This window comes from Streptomyces sp. NPDC088350, from assembly GCF_044753545.1.
Classification (GTDB): Bacteria; Actinomycetota; Actinomycetes; order Streptomycetales; family Streptomycetaceae; genus Streptomyces.
Genome location: NZ_JBIVNL010000001.1, coordinates 760,636 through 779,995 on the forward strand (window position 1 = coordinate 760,636; position 19,360 = coordinate 779,995).

Annotated in this window: 14 protein-coding genes and 1 pseudogene; 10 read left to right on the plus strand and 5 right to left on the minus strand. The window is 72.4% G+C overall.

Annotation, left to right across the window (positions count from 1 at the left end; genetic code table 11):
- The first annotated feature begins 108 nt into the window (after positions 1-108).
- A pseudogene (locus ACIQBL_RS03545) lies at positions 109-1,111 on the plus strand (C-terminal helicase domain-containing protein).
- Positions 1,112-1,139: 28 nt separating this feature from the next.
- Here the strand turns inward: ACIQBL_RS03545 and ACIQBL_RS03550 are convergent.
- Positions 1,140-3,743: a discoidin domain-containing protein gene (locus ACIQBL_RS03550; protein ID WP_401936257.1), complete on the minus strand. Its 2,604-nt coding sequence runs from the start codon at positions 3,741-3,743 to the stop codon at positions 1,140-1,142.
- Between the two features lie 86 nt (positions 3,744-3,829).
- A complete protein-coding gene (locus tag ACIQBL_RS03555; RefSeq protein ID WP_401936260.1) occupies positions 3,830-4,999 on the minus strand; it encodes a serpin family protein in 1,170 nt (389 codons plus the stop codon).
- 244 nt (positions 5,000-5,243) lie between these two features.
- On the opposite strand from ACIQBL_RS03555, the gene ACIQBL_RS03560 reads away from it, so the two are divergent.
- The 6 genes from ACIQBL_RS03560 (at position 5,244) to ACIQBL_RS03585 (ending at position 11,976) form a co-directional block, all read left to right on the plus strand.
- Positions 5,244-6,590 carry a DUF4190 domain-containing protein gene (locus tag ACIQBL_RS03560; RefSeq protein ID WP_401936263.1) on the plus strand — a complete coding sequence of 449 codons (1,347 nt, stop codon included), beginning with the start codon at positions 5,244-5,246 and terminating at the stop codon, positions 6,588-6,590.
- Between the two features lie 147 nt (positions 6,591-6,737).
- Positions 6,738-7,490 (plus strand): GntR family transcriptional regulator, encoded by a 753-nt coding sequence (locus ACIQBL_RS03565; RefSeq protein ID WP_043674834.1) that lies wholly within the window; start codon positions 6,738-6,740, stop codon positions 7,488-7,490.
- A 324-nt stretch (positions 7,491-7,814) separates the two neighbouring features.
- Positions 7,815-8,006: an SPOR domain-containing protein gene (locus ACIQBL_RS03570; protein ID WP_401936266.1), complete on the plus strand. Its 192-nt coding sequence runs from the start codon at positions 7,815-7,817 to the stop codon at positions 8,004-8,006.
- Between the two features lie 23 nt (positions 8,007-8,029).
- Complete coding sequence (locus ACIQBL_RS03575) at positions 8,030-8,452, plus strand: (deoxy)nucleoside triphosphate pyrophosphohydrolase (RefSeq protein WP_401936268.1); 423 nt, start codon at positions 8,030-8,032, stop codon at positions 8,450-8,452.
- A 154-nt stretch (positions 8,453-8,606) separates the two neighbouring features.
- Positions 8,607-9,014 carry an ATP-binding protein gene (locus tag ACIQBL_RS03580; protein ID WP_401937034.1) on the plus strand — a complete coding sequence of 136 codons (408 nt, stop codon included), beginning with the start codon at positions 8,607-8,609 and terminating at the stop codon, positions 9,012-9,014.
- A 262-nt stretch (positions 9,015-9,276) separates the two neighbouring features.
- Entirely contained in the window at positions 9,277-11,976 is a 2,700-nt protein-coding gene (locus ACIQBL_RS03585; RefSeq protein ID WP_401936271.1) for a SpoIIE family protein phosphatase, read from the plus strand.
- A 242-nt stretch (positions 11,977-12,218) separates the two neighbouring features.
- Here ACIQBL_RS03585 and ACIQBL_RS03590 read toward each other — a convergent pair whose 3' ends face one another.
- Positions 12,219-13,700 carry a hypothetical protein gene (locus tag ACIQBL_RS03590; RefSeq protein ID WP_401937035.1) on the minus strand — a complete coding sequence of 494 codons (1,482 nt, stop codon included), beginning with the start codon at positions 13,698-13,700 and terminating at the stop codon, positions 12,219-12,221.
- Positions 13,701-14,145: 445 nt separating this feature from the next.
- Between ACIQBL_RS03590 and ACIQBL_RS03595 the strand changes: the two genes are divergently transcribed.
- From ACIQBL_RS03595 to ACIQBL_RS03605, 3 genes are all read left to right on the plus strand, one after another.
- Positions 14,146-15,285 (plus strand): hypothetical protein, encoded by a 1,140-nt coding sequence (locus tag ACIQBL_RS03595; RefSeq protein ID WP_401937037.1) that lies wholly within the window; start codon positions 14,146-14,148, stop codon positions 15,283-15,285.
- An 82-nt stretch (positions 15,286-15,367) separates the two neighbouring features.
- Positions 15,368-15,655, plus strand: a complete 288-nt coding sequence (locus ACIQBL_RS03600; protein ID WP_401936274.1) for a hypothetical protein — start codon at positions 15,368-15,370, stop codon at positions 15,653-15,655.
- On the plus strand, positions 15,652-16,653 hold the full coding sequence (locus ACIQBL_RS03605; RefSeq protein WP_401936276.1) for a phosphotransferase family protein: 1,002 nt from the start codon (positions 15,652-15,654) through the stop codon (positions 16,651-16,653). The genes ACIQBL_RS03600 and ACIQBL_RS03605 overlap by 4 nt, the downstream gene beginning before the upstream one ends.
- On the opposite strand, the gene ACIQBL_RS03610 is transcribed toward ACIQBL_RS03605, so the two are convergent.
- On the minus strand, positions 16,628-17,404 hold the full coding sequence (locus tag ACIQBL_RS03610) for a succinate dehydrogenase/fumarate reductase iron-sulfur subunit (protein WP_401936279.1): 777 nt from the start codon (positions 17,402-17,404) through the stop codon (positions 16,628-16,630). The two genes, ACIQBL_RS03605 and ACIQBL_RS03610, sit on opposite strands and share 26 nt — an antisense overlap.
- Positions 17,401-19,344 (minus strand): fumarate reductase/succinate dehydrogenase flavoprotein subunit, encoded by a 1,944-nt coding sequence (locus ACIQBL_RS03615; RefSeq protein WP_401936281.1) that lies wholly within the window; start codon positions 19,342-19,344, stop codon positions 17,401-17,403. The genes ACIQBL_RS03610 and ACIQBL_RS03615 overlap by 4 nt, the downstream gene beginning before the upstream one ends.
- Positions 19,345-19,360: the final 16 nt, after the last annotated feature.

The following is a 19,360-nucleotide window of genomic DNA, read 5'->3' on the forward strand; positions in this document are numbered from 1 at the left end:
GACCGCCGTCTTCCCCTTGTCACGCCAGGGCGTAACGGCTCGGCCCCGTTGTGAGTGCCGCGTGCCACGATGGGCGGGCAGGGAGACGGATGGGGAGCGGGGGGTGACATGGAGGGCGGGTTTCCGCGGGCCGGCCGACGGGCCAGGGAGCTGTGCGCGCGAGGCACGCGGTGGTACGACGTGGCGCGCGCCCTGCGTGACGACCACACCCGCGCCCTCGACACCGTCCGCTCCGCACTGGAGCCGCTGCGGGCCGAACTCGTCGCCCAGGAGCTGGAGTCCATCCCGGTCGCCCGGCTGAAGGACGTCACCGAGGGGCGGCTGCGGCTCGGGGCCGTGGAGGCGGCGGGGCTGACCTCCGTGCGCGCGGTGCACGAGGCGAGCCGGTACGAGCTGCGGCAACTGCCCGGCGTAGGACAGCAGACCGCCGACCGGGCCCTCGCCGCCGCCCGGCAGATCGCCCGCGCCGTCGCCGAGACCGTCTCCGTCCGCATCGACGTCGACCACCCGGAACCGCGCACCACCACCCTGGTCATCGCTCTCCAACGGCTCGTCGAGGCGGGCCCCGAGCTGCGCCGCGCCCGGGACGCCGCCACCCGGCTCGACGAGCGGCTCGGCGCGCTGCTGCCCGTGGCCCGGCGTGCTCGCGGCAGTGGAACAGGCCCTGGAGAAAGGGGTGTTCGGGCCCATCTCCGGAAGCGTCCCGGCCGCCCGCCGACAACAACTGGTCGACGACTTCACCCGGGCCCCCGGCCACGCCGTGCCGCTCTCGCAGATCGAGGCGGGCGGGGTCGGCCTCAACCTCCAGGCCGCCTCCCTGGTCATCCTCTGCGAACCCCAGGTCAAGCCCACCGTCGAGCACCAGGCCGTGGCCCGCGTCCACCGCATGGGCCAGATACGTACGGTCCAGGTGCACCGCATGCTCGCCACCGACAGCGTGGACGACCGGCTCCTGACCATCCTCAAGAACAAGGACCGCCTCTTCGACGCGTTCGCCCGGCGCAGCGCCCTGGCGGACGCCACCCCGGACGCGACCGACATCTCCGACGCCACGCTGGCCCGCCGGATCGTGGAGGAGGAGCAGCGGAGACTGGCGGCGGAGGCCGACTGACCCTGCCCCCAAGGGTGTTCGGCAGCCGTCACGAGCGCACGTCGAGTTCGGCGAGAGCGGCGCCCGAGCCGTGGACGACGACCCGGACGTACCGGGCGAGTGTCCCGTCCGGTACGTGCCACGTGTGCCCGTCCGCCGAGACACCGACCGTGTACGCCCCCGGCCGCTTCGTCCACGTGGGCCGCACCGTCCCGACGCGCACCGGCCGCCCCAGGCCGACGGTGAGCGAGGCACGGTCGGTGGCCGGGGACCAGCTGGTCGCGGGGCTGCCGTCCACGGCGGCCTCCGGGTAGCGGCCGGACTCCGAGGAGGTCGCCGTCGCGGACCGGCAGCGGGCCAGGTCGGTGGTGGGGGTGAGATCGGGGCGCCGGGTCTTCAGGGTGACCGTGCCGGAGAGCGTGCGCCGCCCCTCGGGGGTGTCCAGCGCGAAGGGCGCTCCGGACCGCAGCCGTACCGTCGTCGTCCTCGCCCCGATGGCGATGTCGTACGTACGACCGCGCCAGCGCAGCTCCGACAGGCGTACGCCGTCGGCGAGTTGGGGCGGCAGGCTCGGGTCGAGGTGGAGGGCGTCGGGGCGCAGGCGCAGCCCGGTGAGGCCGTGGGTGAAGACCTGGAGGAAGCCGCCCTTGCCGGTGAGGAAGTCCTGCGCGGGGGAGCCCGCGAGGGGGTCGGACGCGCCCGCCTTGTTGCCGCGTGACTCAGAGAAGAGGGCGAACGGGCCGCGCGCGAACGGCTGGTAGGCCCGCCGCAGGAAGGTGTACGCGGCGCAGCCCGGCTCGCCGATCGCCGCCGCGTCGATCGCGTGGACGGCGTCGGTCATGGCCGGGCCGTCCGGGTCGGTGCGCTGGGCGTAGTAGTCGAGGGTGGCGGTGGCGGCACCGGCCGGCATCGGCCACTCCAGCGGGTAGATCAGCAGCACGGTGTCGGCCTGCTTGATCCGCGAGCCGCCGTAGCCGTCGTACTGGAGGAAGATCCTGCGCTTCGGGTCGTAGGGGATGCGCAGGCGGTTCGCGAGGGTGAGCCAGTCGGCGGGGGCGGTCGTGCCCAGGGTGCGGGCCGCGTCGGCGGCGGCGCGCAGGGCGGTGCCGGCGACGGCGTTGGTGTAGACGGCGTCGTTCACGCCGTTGCTGTACTCGTCGGGGCCTGCGACCTCCTTGACGGAGTACGAGCCGTCGGCGTTCTTCGTGACCCGCGAAGTCCAGTACTGGGCAAGGCCGTTGAGGAGAGGCCAGCCCTCGGTGCGGAGCCAGGTGCGGTCGCCGGTGGCGAGGTAGTACTGCCAGGCGGCGAGGGCGATGTCGCCCTGGAGGTGGTTCTGGGTGAGGCAGTGCGGCGGGAACCAGCTCTGGCACTCGTTCCACAGCAGACCGCGGCTCGCGCTCGTCCAGGGGAAGAACAGGCCCTTCACCGAGGTCTTCGCCGCGTTCTCGGCGGCGGCCGTGCGGGTGCGGTAGCGGTAGTCGAGGACCGGGCGGGCGAGGTCGGGGTGGGTGGCGAGCAGCGAGGGGAACATCCAGGTCTCGGCGTCCCAGAAGACCATGCCCGCGTAGTTGTCACTGGTCAGGCCGACGGGCGCGATGCTGTTCCGGGCGCCGGGACGCAGCGCGGACAGCAGCCCGTACTGGGCGGAGCGGACCCAGAGTTGCAGGTCCGGGTGGCCCGGCACCTCGATGTCGGACGACCACAGCGCCCGCCACGCGGCGGTGTGCGAGGCGAGCAGCGCGTCCCACCCGCGCCGCGCGGCCTGCCCGGCGGCGTCCCGCGCGGCGGAACGGGGGTCGCGGGCGGTGAGCGCGGTGTCGACGCCGACGTACTTGGTGGCGGTGTAGGAGCGACCGGAACGGACGGAGAGGACGGCCGTCTGACGTGCGCTCAACTTCCCTGCACGGAGGGTGCGTTGGGAGTGCTTCCCGGGCACGTCCAGCACCGACGCCACGGCCCCGTCGACCCCCGTCCCGTCCGTGCGGAACGCCACGCCGATGGTGTGGTCGCCGGCGGGCCCGCCGCCTGCCTGCGTGACGCGCCGGGCGCCACGGCCGTCGAGGCGGTCGGTGAGGGTGAGTTCGCCGTCCCAGTGCGGGGTCACGCGCAGGTGTACGGCGCCGGTGTGCGGGGAGTCGCGGGCGGCGAGGACGTCGTAGACGAGGTCGGTGCGGCGGCCGTCCTTGGTGGTCCAGGTGAGGGACGTACGGACGTAGCCGCAGCGGAGGTTCAGGGTCTGGCGGTACCGCGTGATCCGGCTGCCGCTGCCGTATGTCTCCGCGCCCGCCGTCACATCGAGGCCGGTCCAGGTCGGGAGGGCGGCGAGGGCCTCGCGGCCTGCGGTGTTCGCGGGGCCTCGGGCGTAGAGGCCGGAGACGAACGCGCCGTCGTAGCGCGGGGTGTAGAGCGGCCAGCCGGTCTTCTCGCCGGACGCCGCGTAGCCGGCGCCGACGGGCGGGACGCGGGCGCCGAGGTAACCGTTGCCGACGTACGGGTGGTACGTGTCGGCCGGGTCGATCCGGGTGGCCGAGGGGGCCCAGCCGCGCGCCCCGCAGTCGTCACGGGGGCGCGGGGCGGCGGACGCCGGGGGCAGGGGGAGGAGCAGGGCGGCGGCGAGGAGGGGGAGGAGCAGGCGGGTCGGCTTGGTCACCGTTCGACGATGGGGTGCCCTGCGCGGCGGGTGCGGGAAGCGCGCGGGGGATTACCACGTACGGGGCGCACCCGGTCCTGAGCCCTCTACCCCCGGTACGGCGTCGGATCGGTGACCCAGCCCGCCGTCAGGATCAGGCGGGACTCCCGGTGCACGGCCAGGAAGCCGAAGGGGCGGTCGAAGCGGGCCGTGACGACGGTGGTCGTGTGGCGGAGGTCGGGCAGCGCGCCTGCGGGGGTCGGAGCGACGGCGGTCACCGCGCCCGCGCGGAAACCGGGCGCGCCGAACTGCGCCACCGCGGACTGCTCGGCCTTCCCGACCGCCAGCGGGAGCGGGCTGATGCCGGGGAAGTGGCCGTCGCCGGTGTCCCTCGCCGTCGTGAGCCCGAACAGGCCGTGCAGCGCGAGGAGATCGTGCCGCGTCCGCATGTCGTACGCCACCGTCGTCACGGTCAGCTCCGGCGGTCGCGGTGTGCCGCACGGCTGTTGCTCCACACGCAGGCCGGGACCCACGTCACCGTAGGGGAGTTGGCCGCTCGGTACCACGGGGAGGCGACGCCCCAGGATGTCCACGCCCGTGCCGAGCACCTGGCCCGGGGTCATGCGCTGCTCGCCGAGTAGGAGACGGACGTCGATGCCGTTGTCGCCCGGGACTTTCAACTCGGTGACGTAGCCGTGCGGGCCGCTCGTCACACCGACCCGGTCGAGGCGGACGCCGGTGCGGCGCAGACCGGCCAACCGCCGCCCCTGCCAAGGCCCGGCCTCCGGCCGAAGGGGCAACTCGTCGAAGGGGCGCGGCCATTCGGTGCGGAGCGCCAGCGCGCTCGCCAGCACCATCGTCACGTCCTCGTCCCACGCGACCGGCATCCGCTCGACCAACCCGCCCGTCCGCTCGGCGGCCCAGGAGTCCCACACCTGCTGACAGACCCGGGGATCCCCGGCGAGCACCCCGTGCGTGTCCGCCGGCAACCCGGCCAACCACTCCTCCCGTACGGTCAGTTCGGGCCCGGTCCACAGTCCGAGCGCGGAGCTCAGCCCGCGCATGGCCCCCATCGCGCCCAGCAACTCCCGTGCGGCAGCGGCAGCTTGGTCGGCGGGCATCCCCACCGCGTCCTCAAGTTCCGCCCGCGCGGCCCCCGCCGCCCCGTCGGCCAGGAACGCGAGCAACGGCCACACCCCGGCCGCCGAGAAGACCGCCCCGCCGGCCACCGTGTCCGCCCACCGCGCCGCCAGCCGATTGACCGCGTCGACCGTCACCCCGACAGCCGCACCCTGAACCGCCGTCCCCTGGACCGCTCCCAATTCCGCCCCCGTGAGTCCCGTAACGCAAGATCGCGCACGGGAAGGCTATCGTCGGCGACCCGGCGCCGGATGATCAGCCCCGGCGGTCGTCAGCCACTCACCTCACGCTTAACATGCGCGAGTCGTAGGTCCGTTCCGCGTCTGTCGTAGGTCCGTTCCGCATCTGAAGATCCCCGCCTGAACCAGGAGCACGGTACCCGTGTCCATACCCCCGCCCACCCAGGGTCCCGAAGGTCCCCAGGACCAGCCCCCGGGCCACGCTCCCCTCCCGCAGGCGCCCTCCACCCCGTACAACCCCTACGCCCCGCCGGCACAGGACCCGTACGCCCCGCCCCCGCAGACCCCCTACGGCACCGCGCCCCAACCCCCGTACGGCACACAGCCGCAGACCCCGTACGCCCCGTACCCCCAAGGTCCCCCGCCCCCGCCGGGCCTCCCGTCCCCCTACGGGCCCCAGCCCTACCAGACCTGGTCCCAGGGCTACACCCCGTACAACAACCCCGCGCCCCTCAACGGCATGTCCGTCGCCGCCCTGGTGCTCGGCATCCTGTGCTGCATACCGGGTGTCGGGCTCGTCCTCGGGCTGATCGCGCTGAACCAGATCAAGAAGCGGGGGGAGCGCGGGCGGAGCATGGCGGCGGCCGGGATGGTGCTCTCGGCGTTCGGGCTGATGGTGTGGGTGCTCGGGGCGACCGGTGCGGCGACCGGGTTCTGGGACGACGTCAAGGACAGCGCGCGGAACAACTCCAGCGCCTCCCCGGTGAAGGGCGAGTGCTTCGACGCGCCCAGCGGCTCGCTGGAGGGGATGGCGTACGACTTCGACGTGGTGCCCTGCGGCGGCGAGCACGACGGCGAGGTGTTCGCCGTGGTGCGGATGAGCGGCGACTCGTATCCCGGGGACAAGAAGGTCACCGCCACCGCGGACGACCGGTGCTACGCGCTGCAGGACTCCTACGCGATGGACGGCTGGGCCGTGCCCGACGACGTGGACATCTACTACGTCACGCCGACCGAGCAGAGCTGGAGCCTCGGGGACCGCGAGATCACCTGCGTGTTCGGCGACACGGACGCGGAGACGAGCCTGCCCGGCGGTTCGCTGCGCAACGACGCCACGACTCTCGGCCCGGACCAGGTCGCGTATCTGAAGGCGGCCCACGTCCTGAACGCGGCGCTGGACTCGGCGCCCGACGCGCAGTACGTCGAGGACGACCTGCCGGGGCACAAGGCCTGGGCGGGCCGGGTCTCGGCCGCGCTGACCGAGCAGGCCGACCTGCTGGACGCCCACGCGTGGTCCGGCGGCTCCGGCAAGCCGGTCGCGGCCCTGGTCAAGGACCTGCGCGCGGCACAGCAGGAGTGGGCGAAGGCGGCGCGGGCCTCCGACGCCGACGCGTTCTACGCGCACTACGACAAGGGCGCCGCCCTCATCGACCCGCAGAAGTCGGTCACCGCCCGCAAGGCTCTGGGGCTCGCCACGACCCCTCCGTCGTACGACGGGAACGGCGGCGGCGGGGACAGCCGCGGAGGTGACACCGGCCTGGAGGTGTGAGGGCTCCTATAGCGGGGAGAAAGTGCCTGGGTAAAGCCCACGCCGGGCATAAGTCATCACATCGAGTGATTCTCTGGCCTTTGCTTGCATGGCACAACCCACGGTTGCCAGGCTGTTGCTGTCTGTACAACCTGATGGGAGCGGCCAGTGACATTCGGTGAGCAGCCGGCGTATCTGCGCGTCGCGGGTGATCTCCGCAAGAAGATCGTCGACGGCCAGCTGCCCCCGCACACCCGGCTGCCCTCGCAGGCCAGGATCCGCGAGGAGTACGGGGTTTCCGACACGGTCGCGCTCGAAGCGCGCAAGGTGCTGATGGCCGAGGGGCTGGTCGAGGGCCGTTCCGGTTCGGGGACGTATGTGCGCGAGCGTCCCGTGCCGCGGCGGGTCTCCCGCTCCGGGTTCCGGCCGCCCACCGGCGCGACCCCGTTCCGGCAGGAGCAGGCCGAGGGCGAGGCGCGCGGCACCTGGGAGTCCAGCAGCGAGCAGGCCGAGGCCGGCGGCACGATCGCCGAGCGGCTCGCCCTCCAGCCCGGCGAGCGCGTGATGTGCACGAAGTACGTGTTCCGGGACGCCGGCGAGACGATGATGCTCTCCACGTCCTGGGAGCCCCTCGCGGTGACCGGCCGTACGCCCGTGATGCTGCCCGAGGAGGGCCCGCTCGGCGGCATGGGGGTCGTCGAGCGGATGCGCGCCATCGACGTCGTGGTGGACAACGTCACGGAGGAGGTCGGCGCCCGGCCCGGTCTTGCCGAGGAGCTGCTCGCCCTGGGCGGAGTCCCCGGGCATGTCGTCCTGGTCATCCAGCGCACGTACTACGCCTCGGGCCGCCCGGTGGAGACGGCCGACGTGGTCGTCCCGGCCGACCGCTACCGGATCGCCTACCACTTGCCGGTCAAGTAGCGCATTGCCGGTCAAGTAGCGCGCGCCTCCCGGCACTTGTCGCCGGAACCGGTCAATCCGCCCTGTCCCGCGGGCCGTTGGATTCCGGTCTTTCTCGCAGGTCGTTCACGGCGCCTGTACCCTTCCTCCGACCGGATGCATCGAGGTGCGCCAACGGCGCGTTCGTCATCGTGCGCCCCCTCCGTCTTGGCTGGTTGCGTACCTCTTTGTGAAAACCCGTATTCGCTGCGTGAAGGTTAGGCGTAGGCTCGGGCATATGCGGATTGCGGTTTCCTTATGGGGTGGGGCACGGCACGAACCGCGAGCGGGAAGCGGAGGGGCGCGATGAACGACGGCACGATCACTCTTCCCTGGCTCGTGATACGGCAGGACGACAACGGCAATCGCTACCGCGTGGGCAGGTACGCCACCCGCGCCGAGGCCCAGAAGATCGCGGACAGCCTCGACGACCGTGGACACAGGCAGCTCTACTGGGTCGAGCGGATCGGGCAGAACGGGGACGCCACCCGCAACTGACCGCACCCCGTAGCATCCGGCGCATGAACGAACGGATTGTGGTGGTCGGGGCCGCCCTGTTCGACGGCGACGGCGGCGACGCCCGGCTGCTCGCCGCCCGCCGCAGCGCGCCCCCCGAACTGGCCGGACGCTGGGAACTCCCCGGCGGCAAGGTCGAGCCCGGCGAGAGCCCCGACGCCGCGCTGGTGCGCGAACTGCGCGAGGAGCTCGGCGTCGACGCCGAGACCGTCGAGCGCGTCCCGGGGGAGTGGCCGCTGAGGCCGCCGTACGTCCTCCAGGTCTGGACGGCCCGGCTGCTGCCCGCCTCGCCCCGGCCGAAGCCCCTCCAGGACCACGACGAGCTGCGCTGGCTGGCCCCCGCCGACGTCTGGACCGTCGACTGGCTGGACCAGGACGTGCCCGCCGTACGGGAGACGCTCGCGCACATCGATATCCGGGCGCACTGAGCCCGTCCTGGGGCGGGACGGCGGAGCGTGCCGGGCTCGGCGTACGCCGTTCGTGCCACAGTGCGCCCTCGGGGACGGTACCGGGCCCTGTATATCGGGTATGTGCCCATTAACCCCATGAAATCGGACATGGGTGAGCTGGCTGGCCCGGGATGTGATCGGCTTGATCGACACCGAAGGCGACTGCGCCGAGTGGACCTTCCCCGCGGACCCCGGAGCCGTCCGCACCGCACGCTCCGCCGTCCGCGGCCAGCTGCGCCGCTGGGACCTCGACGGCCTCGCCGACATCGCGGCACTGCTGGTCAGCGAGCTGGTGACCAACGCGCTCCGGCACGCCACCGGCCCCATCGGCGTCCGGCTGGTCCGCCCCGTCGGCCCCCGGGGCGTGCTGCTCGTCGAGGTCTCCGACCCGCTGCCCGACCTGCCCCGCGAGCGCGTCGCCCGCCCCGAGGACGAGAGCGGCCGGGGCCTCCAGTTGGTCGCCGGCGCCTGCGTCCGCTGGGGCACCAGACCCGGGGAGAGCGGCAAGACGGTGTGGTTCGAGCTGGCCGTGCCGGGGTGAATCGGGGCCGCGGGAGGCTGTACGAACCGGACAGCGGTGTCCATCGACGGGTTCAGGCCTGTGACGGTTGTCGATTCGCGTGGTTCGACTGCGTGTCCGCTGGTTAGAAGACTGGAAGTGTTGTCGCAGGCCGGTCCGAAATGCATCGGGATTGTCCTGTGATCGTGAACACCGTGTTGTGGGGCGCCGTAGTGCTGGATACTGCGGGCAGCCGCCCCCGGTGACCGGTGCCGGACGCGGTGAGCTGGAGGGGACGGTTCGCGTGAGCGGGATACCAGCGAAGGCCACGGAGTCCGAGGACCCGTCGGGCGGCGCGAGGGCTGAGGCCGCGGGTTTCGCCGACGTGCCCGCCGACGCCCTGCGGGTCGCCGACGGCATGTCCGAGGGCGACGCGATGTCCGTGGGCGACGCCATGTGGCAGAGCAGTCCACCCGGCTCGATCTACGACTACATCAAGGTCGCCTCCTTCTCCATCGGCCCCGACGGGCTCGTCGACCAGTGGAGTCTCCGGGCCGAGCAGCTCTTCGGCATCCCCACGGAGCGTGCGGTGGGCATGGATCCCATCGAGGCGTTCGTCGACCCCGAACTGCATGAGCGGGGCCAGCGGAAGATGGCCGAGATCCTGGACGGCCGGGAGTGGACCGGAGTGGTCCCCTTCCGGGTGGCGGAGACCGCGGAGGGCGAGCCGGTCAAGGAGGGACTCGCCGAGGTCTATGTGATGCCGACCCGGACCGAGGAGGGCGAGCGGGCCGCCGTCTGCATCGTTGTCGACGTCCGCATCCTGCGTCGCATCGAGACCGATCTCGCCGCCTCGCAGGCGATATTCGGTCAATCTCCGTTCGGGTTCCTGCTGATCGACCCCGACCTGCGGGTCAGGCGCGCCAACCAGCAGATCGCCAACACCTTCGGCGGCACCCCCGACGACCACCGCGGCCGGGGCGTCCAGGACTATCTGCAGAGCCCCGAGGCCGAGCGGGTCAGCGCGACCCTGCGCCGCGTCCTGGAGACCGGCAACTCCATCACGGACATGCACGTCACCGGGCTCGTGCCGGGCTCCGAGGAGCGCCGCCACTGGTCCATCAACCTCTATCGCGTGCACAGCGGCAGCGGCCGGCCCATCGGCATCGCCTGGCTCGGCACCGACGTCACCGCCCGCCGCGCCGCCGCCCGCGAGGCCGCCTCCGCGCGGCGCAATCTCGCCCTTCTGAACGAGGCCGGCGCCCGCATCGGGAACTCCCTCGACCTGGAGACCACGGCCCGCGAACTCCTCGACGTCGTCGTCCCCGGCTTCTGCGACCTCGCGACCGTCGACCTCTACCAGGGCCTCCTGGCCGGCGACGAGACCCCGCCGGGCCGTTCCGACGGCAGCGCCGAACTGCGCCGGGTGGCCTTCGCCAGCGCCGTCTCCGACGCCCCCTTCGCCGGCGGCGGCGCACCCGTCACGGTCGGCGCGGTCCACCACTACCCCTTCAACTCGCCCTGCGCGGACGCCCTGCGCACCGCCCGCCCGCAGTACGTCCCCGCCGAGGAGGGCGGCCCCGTCCAGTCCACGCTGGCCGTCCCGATGGTCGCCCACGACACGGTCGTAGGACTGGTGCAGTTCGCCCGTACGAAGGGCAGCGAGCCGTTCGGCGACCGGGACCGGGACCTGGCGGTGGAGCTGGCGGCGCGGGCCGCCGTCTGTATCGACAACGCGCGCCTGTACCGGCGCGAGCACGAGCGGGCGTTGATACTGCAACGGTCGCTCCTCCCGCCCGGCGACCCGGAGGCCTCCGGCCTCGACATCGCCTGCCGCTACCTGCCGGGGAACGCGGCGACGGAGGTCGGCGGCGACTGGTTCGACGTCATCGAACTCCCCGGCCACCGCACGGCCTTGGTCGTCGGAGACGTCATGGGCCGCGGGCTGCGCGCGGCGGTGGCGATGGGCGAACTCCGCACGGCGGTACGGACATTGGCGCTGCTGGATCTGGAACCCGCCGAAGTCCTCTCCGCGTTGGACGAGATCGCCCGCGGCCTCGGCACCCCGGGCGGGGTCCAGCAGGCCACCCGCGCCGCTCGCCGCCCCCGCGAGGCCGACCTCTCCGAGGTGTACCTCGCGACCTGCATCTACGCGGTCTACGACTCGGTGACCAGGCGCTGCACCTTCGCCAACGCGGGCCATCTCCCGCCGGTCCTGGTGGAACCGGGCGAGGCGGCCCTGATGCTCGACGTCCCGCCGGGCATGCCGCTCGGCGTCGGCGGCGAGCCCTTCGAGGAGGTGGAGGTCGAACTGCCCGAAGGCGCGCTGCTGGCGCTCTACACGGACGGACTGGTCGAATCCCGCGACCACCCCCTCGACGAGGGCCTCCAGGCCTTCGTGGGCGCCCTCACCGACCCGGCCAGCCTCTCGTCCGACGGCCACCCGCCCACCACGGCGGCACTGAACGCCGAGACCCACCGCGACCTGGAGGACGTCTGCGACCACGTCCTCAACACCCTCGACACCCACCACGGCGAGGACGACATCGCCCTCCTCATGGCACGCGTCCAGGGCCTGCCCGCCGACTCGGTCGGCGACTGGACCCTGCCCCGCGAACCCCGCAGCGTGGGCCGCGCCCGCGAGTACGCGCGCGCCCGACTCCAGTCCTGGGGCCTCGAACCCCTCGTCGACACGGCCGAGTTGCTGGTCAGCGAACTGGTGACGAACGCCCTGCGCTACGGCGAGGACGAGATCAGGCTGAGGCTGCTGCTGGACCGCACCCTGGTGTGCGAGGTCTGGGACGCGGGCCTGGTCCAGCCCCGCCGCCGCCGCGCCCGCGACACGGACGAGGGCGGCCGGGGCCTCCAACTCGTCGGCCTCCTCTCAGCGGCCTGGGGCTCCCGCCGCACACCCCGAGGCAAGACGGTGTGGTTCGAACTCCCGCTGCCGGACGGGGAGAACGGGATGGTGGATCCGGCGGAGGCGTTGCTGAGTCTGTTCTGACGGGTTCGGGGGAGGGGCTGGTGTGGGGCGCTGCGCGGCCTGTTCTGGCGGGTTCGGGGAGGGGCCGGTGGGGCGCTGCGCGGCCTGTCCTGGCGGGTTCGGGGGCCGGCGAGCTGCTGGTCGGGCTCTTCCCATGGGGTCCGGGTCCGCGGAGGTGCTGGTCAGGCTGTTCTGATGGTTTCCGGGTCCGCGGAGGTGTTGGTCAGGCTGTTCCGGTGGTTCCGGGTCCGCGGACGTGCTGGTCAGGCTGTTCCGGTGGTTTCCGGGTCCGGCGGTGGAAGGCCGCGCCGTTTCCGGGTGTCCGGCCCGCCGAAGGCGACCGGCGGTCCGCCGTCCGGGTCCTCGCCGAGGAGGACCCCGCCGAGGACGGCCCCGCCGACCCCGCTCGTGTGCTCGGCGGCGCCGGCGTACGGGTTCCCGTGCACGCGGACGTCCTGCTCGGCCAACTCCCGGGCCTCCAGGGCGAGTACGTCGGCCGCGGCGGGATCGGGAGGATCGGTATCGAGCAGTCGCTCCGCCTCGGCGAGCCGGGTGCGGGCGTCCGCGCCCACCGCGCCCCCGTGCGTCGCGACGAAGCCGCCCGCCGCGCGGACGTCACCCCGCCCGACGAGCCACGCGGCGGCACCGAGCACACCGTCCCGCCCGGCGCCCAGCGGCGACATGGCCCGCACGATGCGGCGCAGGGCGGCGAGGGGGTCGTAGGGGCCGTCGCCGGTCAGTTCCTCTCGTACGGCGGCGAGGGCGGCGTCGGCGTCGGCCGCCGGCCCGGGGGTCCCGGGCGGTACCGCTCTCGCGATCTCCGCCTCCGCGCCGGTGAGCGCGGCCGGGACCAACTCGGCGGCGGCGGCGAGGGCATGGGCGAGCCGGTCGACAGCGGTCAGGAAGGTGTCGGCCTGGCTGATGGCGCCCTCGGCGGCGCGGAGGTCGCGTATCGCCGTGTCGGTGTGTCCCAAGTCGGCCGCCTGGCGGGACCGGTTGAGATGAGTGGTCGCGAACACGAGCCGGTCCTTGGCCTGTTCGACGTATCCGGTCACTGACGTGGTGGTGGTCGCGGTCGTGGCCGTGGTCGCCGGGTAGCGCGTGTTCAGGTCGGCGAGGGTGGCTTCTACGGCGCCGGTACGGCCGGCGAGTTCGCGGAACCGCCCCTCCGCGACCTCCAGCGCGGGGCCGATCTCCCGCTCCAACGCCCGGAGTTGATCGAACCCGGGTGCCTCCGCGTCCAGTCGCCGCCCGGCCTCGGCACACCGTCCGACGATCCCGGCGAGGGCCTGGCGCCGGGCGGTCTCCTCCTCCGGGACCCCTTGGCCGTAGCGCAGGCGTATCGCGAACGCGGCGGACAGTTCGCGCTCGGCCTCCCGCAGGGCCCGCACGAACGGTTCGACGGCGGTCGCCCCGAACCGGGCCCCGGCGAAGGCGAGTTCCTCCCGGCTGGTGCGTATGCAGGCGTCGGCCTGGACGAGGGAGGCACCGGCCTGCCGTTCCAGTACGGGGAGCGGGGTCACGGGGGGCTGGGGCGACACCACACCGGGAGTCGTACGGGTACGGGCCCTACGGGTACGGCGTACGTACCCGTACCCCGCGAGTACCCCCACCCCGCCGACGGCGACGAGCGGCAGCACGAGATCGGCGGCGGACGTCGACCCCTCGGCACCCCGCTCGCCGTGCTCGGCGGCGACGGGCCCACCCCGGGCGGCCGCAACCGGAACCTCCGCGTTGATCGTCATCACCGGCAACACCAGCCACACGACCCCGGCCGCCCCGCCGACCACGGCATGCGCCACCCGCACGGATATGTGAGAGGCCCCGCGCCGCGGCCGGCCCCGTATCAAGGATGACGTCACATTTCGGAGCGTATGAGCAGGAATGCGGGCGCGCGACCGGGACGGGGCGAGGGTGGCAGCGGGGGACGGGTGAGGTGCGACGTGTACGGCTACGGGGAGGGGAGAGGCGGGGATGGGGAACACGGGAGGTACGGAGACGGGGGCAGGAACGGACGCGGGCGTGGGGGAGGGGGAGGGGAAGAGGGAGAGGGAGAGGGAGAGGAATGCGGCGCCGCTACCGGAGGCCGGAGCTGAGCCGAGCGGATCGGATACTGGGAAGCGAGGCGGAAGCGGAGCGACCGGCGTGCCTGAGGTGACCGGCGTGCCTGAGGTGACCGGCGTGCCTGAGGTGACCGGCGTGCCTGAGGTGACCGGCGTGCCTGCGGCGACCGATCCGCCCGCGGCCGCCGACGGTGCTGTGCCCCCACAGGGGCCACCCGCACCCGGCGACGAAAGTAGTACGGGTGGTGCGGGTGGGAAAAAGAAGTGGGTCCGGTGGGCCCGCCGTAGCGCCCTGGGCCTTGTCCTCGCGCTGCTCCTCCCCACCCTCGCCGCCGAGATCGCCCTCCGCGTGAACTACACCGGCGACCCCTCCGACGGCACGCACACCAGGAACCGGGACGCGATCTGGCTCGGCCACGCCTGGGTGGACGGTCGTAAGAGCGACGTGGACGTGACCGCACTGGCCCGCCGTATCAAAGGCACCGGTATCCGCGACCTGTACGTCCATTCGGGCCCCCTGGAGCACGACGGCACCCTCCCGGAGTCGGACTACCCCAAGGCGGCCTGGCTGATCGAGTCGGTGCACCGGGAACTCCCCGGCGTGAGGGTCCAGGCCTGGCTGGGTGACAAGCTCGCCACCGAGACCCCCGACGGCCTGCGCCTGCGACCCGCGGCGACCCGCACCGCGATCGTCGCCTCGACCCGTCAGATCCTCGCCGCCGGCTTCGAGGGCGCCCACTTCGACCTGGAACCCCTCCACTCCGGCGACGCCGACTACCTAGACCTCCTCGACAGACTCCACGAGGTGACGCAGGCCCACCACGCCCTCCTCTCCGTCGCCGCCCACCAGATCGACCCGCTCCCCGCCTTCCACTCCTTCTGGGGCACCCTCACCAACCACCCCAAGTGGTGGTCGCAGGCGTACTTCGGCCAGGTCGCCCGCCGCGTCGACCAGATCGCCGTCATGTCGTACGACACGATGCAGCCCTTGCAGAGCGTCTACGGCGGCTACGTCGCCCAGCAGACCTCGCTCGCCCTGGAGGTCACCCCGGACTCCACCGGCCTCCTCATGGGCCTGCCCTTCTTCCACGAGAACCGCTTCGGCCACCGAGGCGCCGCCGAGACCGTCCCCGCCGCCGTACGCGGCGTGCGCCTCGGCCTGTCCCGTACGGACGCGCACCGTACGAACTTCGGTGTCGCCCTGTACGTCGACTTCGCGGCGACGGAGGCGGACTGGACGGCGTACCGGGAGGACTGGGTGCACTGAGCCCGCGTTCAAGTTCCGTGAAAACACAGTGCTGTTCACGGCTCGGGGTGCGATGATCTGCCACGTCTGACGGGGGTGGACGATGGTGTGGACGGGGCTGGCCGCGATGGCCTGTCTGCTGGTGGCCGTGAGCGGAGTCGTCGCGGTGACGACCGGCCGGATGCTGCCGACGCTGCAAGGCCGGGTCGTACGGCCGGAGTTGTGGGGATACGGGCAGCTGGTCTTCGCGCTGGGCATGGCGACGGGGATCTCCCTGCGCTGGTGGGCGGGTTCCCTGGCCGTGGGCGACGCGGGCGCAGCGACGGCGCTCGCCCTGATCGTCCTCGGCTGTGCACTGCAATGGCGTGCGCAGCGCCCCGCAGTCCGATGACCGCCACCCGCGAACCCCTCACCCGCGCCGACCTGACCCCTTTGGCCCGCGCCGCCCTCAACCGCACCCCGACGGCGGTCACCCGCATCCTGGGCGGCTCGAAGAAGGGCGTCTACCGCCTCACCTTCGACGACGGTCCTGTGCCGACCGCCGTCGCCTACGTCTGGTCGCCCGAAGAGGACCTCTGGGACGCCGGCCCCGGCGACCCCCGTGACCCCTTCTCCCACGCCTCCGGCCTCACCCTCTTCACCGCGGCGGCCGACCGCCTCGCCGCAGCCGGTGTCCGCGCGCCCCGGCTCCTCCACGCCGACCCCACGCACACCCACCTCCCGGCGGACGCGGCGCTCGTCGAGGACCTCCCCGGCGGCACCCTGGAGGATCTGCTGGACGGCGACCCGGCCGCCGTACCGGAGGCGCTGGAGCGGATGGCGGCCCTGCTCGCCACCCTCCACTCCTGTACGGGCCCGCGCTTCGGGAAGGTCGCGCTGGTCGACAACGGCGGTTCCTCGTACGGGAGTTCATGTGAGCAACTCGTTGTCGCACGCGCCCTGAGTGACCTCGACGAGCTACCGGCACGCGATCCACGAGCCGCCGCCGCACACCCCCAACTGGCCGCCGAGATAAGGGCCTTGGCCGCCCGGGTACGCCCCCGTACCGGACCCGCCACCCTCATCCACGGCGAACTCGGCCCCGACCACGTCCGCGTGACCCCCGACGGCGACCTCGCCCTCATCGACATCGAGGGCCTGATGTACTTCGACGTCGAATGGGAGCACGTCTTCCTCCAGCTGCGCTTCGGCCACCACTACGCGGCCCTGCGCCCCGAGGGCCTGGACGAGGACCGGCTCCGCCTCTACCGCCTGGCGTCGCACCTCTCCCTGGTGGCGGGCCCCCTGCGCCTCCTCGACGTGGGCGCCTTCCACGACCCGGAGTTCATGCGGGGCATCGCCGAGCACCACCTCGGTGAGGCGCTCAGCCTTCTGAAGACCGCCTCCTGATCTTCGACCCCAGCCACACCAGCGGGTCGTACTTGCGGTCAACCGCCCGTTCCTTCAAGGGAATCAGCGCGTTGTCCGTGATGTGGATGCCCTCGGGGCACACCTCGGTGCAGCACTTGGTGATGTTGCAGTAGCCGAGGCCGTGTTCGTCCTGGGCGGTCTTCTTCCGGTCCAGGCCGGTCTCGGCGGCCGCGTCCAACGGGTGCATGTCCAACTCCGCGACCCGCATGAGGAATCGGGGACCGGCGAACGCCGTCTTGTTCTCCTCGTGGTCGCGGACGACATGGCAGGTGTCCTGGCACAGGAAGCACTCGATGCACTTGCGGAACTCCTGCGAGCGGTCGACGTCCTCCTGCATCATCCGGTACTCGCCAAGACCCACACCCTCCGGCGGCACGAACGCCGGAACCTCCCTGGCCTTCTGGTAGTTGAAGCCGACGTCGGTCACCAGGTCCCGTACGACGGGGAAGGCACGCAAGGGCGTGACCGTGATCGTCTCCTCGCGGGTGAACACCGACATGCGGGTCATGCACATCAGCCGCGGGCGCCCGTTGATCTCCGCCGAGCACGAACCGCACTTGCCCGCCTTGCAGTTCCAGCGCACGGCGAGGTCGGAGGCCTGGGTGGCCTGGATGCGGTGGATGATGTCGAGGATCACCTCGCCGTCGTTGACCTCGACCTCGAAGTCCTCCAGGCCGCCGCCCTTGACGTCCCCCCGCCACACCTTGAAGCGGGCCTCGTAGCTGCTCACTCGTACAGCTCCTCTTCGGCGAGGTACTTGACCAGCTCTTCCTTCTCGAAGAGGGCGAGCAGGTCGGCGCGGATGGGGTCGGTGGTCTCGCGGGTCAGGCCGATCTGGGCGGCCACCGGGTCCGTGGCCCCCAACCCGCCTGTCGGGTCGGTGAGTTGGCAGATCAGGTTGACGCGGCGCCAGTCGCGGTTCATGCCGGGGTGGTCCTCGCGGGTGTGCCCGCCGCGCGACTCGGTGCGCTCCAGCGCGGCCCGCGCCACGCACTCGCTGACCAGCAGCATGTTCCGGAGGTCGAGCGCGAGGTGCCAGCCCGGGTTGAACTGCCGGTGGCCCTCAACTCCCGCCCGCCGTGCCCGTACCCGCAGGTCGGCCAGTTTCTCCAGCGCCTGCTCCATCTCGCCCTCGCGGCGGATGATGCCGACGAGGTCGTTCATGGTCTGCTGGAGTTCCTGGTGGAGGGTGTACGGGTTCTCGGGTGGACGCCCGTTCTCCTTGCCGGGTTCGGGGCCCTCCGCCGAGAAGGGGCGCAGTGCCTCCGCCGCCGCCAGGTCCACCTCGGTGTCGTCGACCAGCGGGCGGCTGTCCGCGAGGTCGGCCGCGTGGTCCGCCGCGTGCCAGCCCGCCCGGCGGCCGAACACCAGCAGGTCGGAGAGGGAGTTGCCGCCCAGCCGGTTCGATCCGTGCATGCCGCCGGCCACCTCACCGGCCGCGAACAGCCCCGGTACCCCGCGTGCCGCCGCCGTGTCCGACTCGACCGCGATGCCGCCCATCACGTAGTGACAGGTCGGCCCGACCTCCATCGCCTCCGCGGTGATGTCGACGTCGGCCAGCTCCTTGAACTGGTGGTACATGGACGGGAGTCGGCGCCGGATCACCTCCGCCGGCATACGCGTCGACACGTCCAGGAAGACCCCGCCGTGCGGTGAGCCGCGGCCCGCCTTCACCTCGGAGTTGATGGCGCGGGCGACCTCGTCGCGGGGGAGCAGTTCGGGGGGACGGCGGTTGTGGTCCGGGTCCTCGTACCAGCGGTCGCCCTCCGCCTCCGACTCGGCGTACTTCTCCTTGAAGACGTCGGGGACGTAGTCGAACATGAAGCGTTTGCCCTCGGAGTTGCGCAGCACTCCGCCGTCGCCGCGCACCGACTCCGTGACCAGGATGCCCTTCACGGAGGGCGGCCAGACCATGCCCGTCGGGTGGAACTGCACGAACTCCATGTTGAGCAGCGGCGCCCCGGCGAGCAGCGCCAGCGCGTGGCCGTCGCCCGTGTACTCCCACGAGTTGGACGTCACCTTGAAGGACTTGCCGATGCCGCCGGTCGCGATCACCACGGAGGGCGCTTCGAGGACCAGGAAACGACCCGTCTCGCGCTCGTAGGCGAAGACCCCCGAGACCCGGCTCCCGTCCTTCAACACCCTTGTGACGGTGCACTCCTGATAGACCTTCAGGCGGGACTCGTAGTCGCCGGTCTCCTTCTTGTCCTCCTGCTGGAGCGACACGATCTTCTGCTGGAGCGTGCGGATCAGTTCGAGTCCCGTACGGTCGCCGACGTGCGCCAGGCGCGGGTACTCGTGGCCGCCGAAGTTGCGCTGGGAGATCTTGCCGTCCTTCGTGCGGTCGAAGAGGGCGCCCCAGGTCTCCAACTCCCAGACCCGGTCCGGGGCTTCCTTCGCGTGCAGCTCGGACATGCGCCACTGGTTGAGGAACTTGCCGCCGCGCAGGGTGTCGCGGAAGTGGACCTGCCAGTTGTCGTGCTCGTTGACGTTGGCCATCGCCGCCGCGATGCCGCCCTCGGCCATCACCGTGTGGGCCTTGCCGAACAGCGACTTGCAGATCACCGCCGTACGGGCACCGCGCTCGCGCGCCTCGATGGCGGCGCGCAGGCCGGCGCCACCGGCACCGACCACGACGACGTCCCACTCCTGTCGCTCGACCACGGACATCAGAAGGCCCCTGCCA